The sequence below is a fragment of the Stenotrophomonas sp. 05L44_2 genome (assembly GCF_056665995.1).
In genome coordinates, this window is the sequence record NZ_JBFTNR010000651.1 from 1 (window position 1) to 2380 (window position 2380).

Here is a 2380-nt window from a genome sequence, read left to right on the forward strand (position 1 = left end):
CAACGGATGGCCGGGGCTTCCAATCCCGAATGAGTTGAGTTGTTTACGCTTGTCAGCCGGCGCCACCACCTCGGGGGTGGCGTCGGCTGGCAATCCGTCTGCTGCGTTACGGCGGGCGGTGCGTGGGGGCCTCGCGCCCACCGGCTTCTCAACTCACCGGTATTGGAAACCACGCATCGTCCGCCACCCCCTGCGGTGGCGCCTCTCTTGTACCCGAGGATGCCCACATGCCCGTTCCTGACTATCCCTATCTGACCGCCACGCTGGGCGACGCCGCCGAACGCCTGCCCCCCGAGCTTGCGCAGCCGTTGGAAGCCGCGTTCGCCGCCGCCGTCGATGTCCCGGACCCCATCACGTTGCAAGGCTGCCTGCTGCGCATCCGCAATGGCGATGGTGCCGACGGTCAGCCGTGGCGCGGGCCAACGCTGACACCCGGCCAGGGCATGGCCATGGCACGCGCCGACCGCGCCGCTGCCGGGCTGACCACCTTGCTGGAAATATTCCACGCCGCCGAGCGCGTGCGGGTCGATGGAGGCGACGAGCAGCAGATCGGCGACGGAACGCGCGAAGGGCTGCTGCTGGCGTGCCGGGGATTGGCGGAGTATGTGGAGCTGCAGCTGCATGCGGCGTAGGCACACAGACACTAGCCGGCCCCATGCAACAAAAGGGGCAAGGGAGATTGTCGGGAGATGGTGCCGCTTATCCGAATCGAACGGATGACCTACTGTTTACAAGACAGTTGCTCTACCAACTGAGCTAAAGCGGCACGGGGTGAAACGCCGACGGCAGCGCCGTGGTTTGGGAATTCTAGCGCAGTCGCGTGCATTCCAGCGACCGTTGCTGCGCGGCGCCACTGCGCTGCTGCGCCTGGGCCGGTTCGCTGCCGGTGGCCAGCTGCCCTTCCAGCCACCATTGGCCGGCATCGCCACTGGCCACCAGGCGCGGCTGGAAGCCGGCGGCCTGCACCGCGGCCATGCGCCGTTCGGCGCCCTCGCGGTTGCGGTACTGGCCCAGCGCAATGGCGTTGGTCTCGTCGCCCTGGCTGATGATGTAGTAGTCGCTCAGCCCGGCAGCGACGATGCGCTTGACCGTGGCCTGCGCGTCATCGCGGCTGGCGGCGGCGGGCAGCAGCACGCGGTAACGGGCGCTGCCGCTGGCGGCGGGCTGCTCGCGCAGGCGCACCTGGCCCAGCAGGTTGCCCGCACGACTCTGCGCAGCGCTGGCAGCGGCGCGGTCGGCGAACGGGCCCAGCGCCAGGCAGCGCGGCGGTACGGCCGGGGCTGCGGGTTTCTCAGCCACCGGTTCGGGCGCTGGCTTGGCGACGGCGGCCATCGGCTCAGGCGCCTTCACTGGTTCGGCTGGCTTGCTGGGTGCTGCAGGTGTCGCCGCTGCGGGTGTGGGTACAGCGGCCACTGCGGTAGCCGGCGCCGCCTCACGCTCCACCAGTGCTTCAGTGGGTGCCGCTGCCGAGGCCTGCGCGGCCACGGCCGCATCGGTGCCACCGGGCAACCAGCGCAGCTCGGCCACGCCGGTCGGGGGCGGTGGCAACGGCGCGCGCGCGGGTTCATCGCGCAACAGCCACCAGGTGGCAACACCAAGATTGAGGATCGCCAGCACGACGATCAGGGCACGGGTCAGCATGCGCCGATACTAGCCTGCGGGCTGGTGCACCGCCCAGCGGGCGAGGCCATCCAGCACCAGCGAGGGGTGGTAGTCGGCGCCGTCCAGCAGCGGCATCAGCGCGGGTGCGCCACCGCCGTGCACCAGCAGCGACGGCATGACGCCCAACAGCGCCTGTGCCTGGCGGGCGCTGCGTTCAACCAGCGCCACGGCGGCACCATCGCAACCGGAGGCCAGCGCATCGGCGGTGTCGTTGGCGAATTCGCTGTAGTCACCGCCGCTGGCCGGCAGCTGCACCGCGCGCGCGTGCAGCGCCTCGCGCATGGTGGTCGGCGAGGCGGAAATGCGTCCACCGTGATGCTGGCCGTTGGCATCAAGCAGGTCGATGGTCAACGCGGTGCCGACACCGACCACCAGCACCGGCCGCTGTGCCTTGGCGGCAGCCAGCAGCGCCAGGAAGCGGTCGACACCGAATTTTTCCGGTTTGGCGTAGGCAATGCGTACACCCGCACACTGGGCGCTGGTGCGCACTACATGCACGTGCTCGAAGCGACGCTGCAGCTGATCCAGCATCGCGCTGGTCAGCGATGGCGCGGCGACGCTGGCCACAAACGCGGTGCCGCCACTGGGCAGGCTGTGCGGCGGTTGCCCGGCCATGCCTTCGGCGCCATGTGCCCAGGCCTGCACATCACCGGCACGGTCACCCTGCAACGGCGCGAACTTGAAGCGCGAATTGCCCAGATCGAACAACCAGTCGCTC

Annotated in this window: 3 protein-coding genes and 1 tRNA gene; 1 reads left to right on the plus strand and 3 read right to left on the minus strand. The window is 69.6% G+C overall.

Annotated features, from left to right (window positions below; translation table 11 throughout):
* Positions 1–227: 227 nt before the first annotated feature.
* Positions 228–632, plus strand: a complete 405-nt coding sequence (locus tag AC1VAN_RS18745; RefSeq protein WP_032978243.1) for a hypothetical protein — start codon at positions 228–230, stop codon at positions 630–632.
* 58 nt (positions 633–690) lie between these two features.
* On the opposite strand, the gene AC1VAN_RS18750 is transcribed toward AC1VAN_RS18745, so the two are convergent.
* From AC1VAN_RS18750 to AC1VAN_RS18760, 3 genes are all read right to left on the minus strand, one after another.
* Positions 691–766: transfer RNA gene (locus tag AC1VAN_RS18750), tRNA-Thr, on the minus strand.
* A 41-nt stretch (positions 767–807) separates the two neighbouring features.
* Positions 808–1641 carry an SPOR domain-containing protein gene (locus AC1VAN_RS18755; protein ID WP_140227891.1) on the minus strand — a complete coding sequence of 278 codons (834 nt, stop codon included), beginning with the start codon at positions 1639–1641 and terminating at the stop codon, positions 808–810.
* Positions 1642–1650: 9 nt separating this feature from the next.
* Positions 1651–2380 (minus strand): type III pantothenate kinase (locus tag AC1VAN_RS18760; RefSeq protein ID WP_480986432.1); only part of this gene is annotated, 730 nt, incomplete at its 5' end.